This is a genomic window from Halopseudomonas formosensis, from assembly GCF_900115905.1.
Taxonomy (GTDB): domain Bacteria; phylum Pseudomonadota; class Gammaproteobacteria; order Pseudomonadales; family Pseudomonadaceae; genus Halopseudomonas; species Halopseudomonas formosensis.
Map to the genome: position 1 here is coordinate 1 of NZ_FOYD01000028.1, position 1,285 is coordinate 1,285.

A 1,285-nucleotide genomic window follows, 5' to 3' on the forward strand; every position below is an offset into this window, starting at 1 on the left:
ACCCGTAGCTTCGGTGCATGGTTTAGCCCCGTTACATCTTCCGCGCAGGCCGACTCGACTAGTGAGCTATTACGCTTTCTTTAAAGGATGGCTGCTTCTAAGCCAACCTCCTAGCTGTCTAAGCCTTCCCACATCGTTTCCCACTTAACCATGACTTTGGGACCTTAGCTGACGGTCTGGGTTGTTTCCCTTTTCACGACGGACGTTAGCACCCGCCGTGTGTCTCCCGTGCTCGCACTCACCGGTATTCGGAGTTTGCATGGGGTTGGTAAGTCGGGATGACCCCCTAGCCCAAACAGTGCTCTACCCCCGGTGGTGATACACGAGGCGCTACCTAAATAGCTTTCGAGGAGAACCAGCTATCTCCGAGCTTGATTAGCCTTTCACTCCTATCCACAAGTCATCCCCTACCTTTTCAACGGGAGTGGGTTCGGTCCTCCAGTGCCTGTTACGGCACCTTCAACCTGCTCATGGATAGATCGCCCGGTTTCGGGTCTATACCCAGCGACTAAACGCCCTATTAAGACTCGGTTTCCCTACGCCTCCCCTAGACGGTTAAGCTCGCCACTGAATATAAGTCGCTGACCCATTATACAAAAGGTACGCAGTCACCGAACAAGTCGGCTCCCACTGCTTGTACGCATACGGTTTCAGGTTCTATTTCACTCCCCTCACAGGGGTTCTTTTCGCCTTTCCCTCACGGTACTGGTTCACTATCGGTCAGTCAGGAGTATTTAGCCTTGGAGGATGGTCCCCCCATGTTCAGTCAACGTTTCACGTGCGCCGACCTACTCGATTTCACGGCTATGAGTCTTTCGTGTACGGGGCTATCACCCACTATGGCCACACTTTCCAGAGTGTTCCACTAAACTCAAAACCGCTTAAGGGCTGCTCCCCGTTCGCTCGCCACTACTTGGGGAATCTCGGTTGATTTCTTTTCCTCGGGGTACTTAGATGTTTCAGTTCCCCCGGTTCGCCTCACACACCTATGTATTGAGTGTGTGATACCTGGCTTGTGCCAGGTGGGTTTCCCCATTCAGAGATCGCTGGATCAAAGGTCGTTTGCCACCTCCCCAACGCTTATCGCAGGCTACCACGTCTTTCATCGCCTCTGACTGCCAAGGCATCCACCGTATGCGCTTATTCACTTGACCATATAACCCCAAACAATCCAATGGATTGCCAGAGCCCTGGTCTGCATGATGTAAACGACAATCCGGAACTTGCACTTGAGATTACAAGTTACCTTGGGCATGGACCGTGCAGTGAAACACGGCTCATGCCA

The 1,285-nt window shown here is 52.6% G+C and carries 1 rRNA gene; it reads right to left on the reverse strand.

The features are described 5' to 3' along the window. Nucleotides 1-1,154, reverse strand: a 23S ribosomal RNA gene (locus BM046_RS16060); the annotation flags it as partial. Nucleotides 1,155-1,285: the final 131 nt, after the last annotated feature.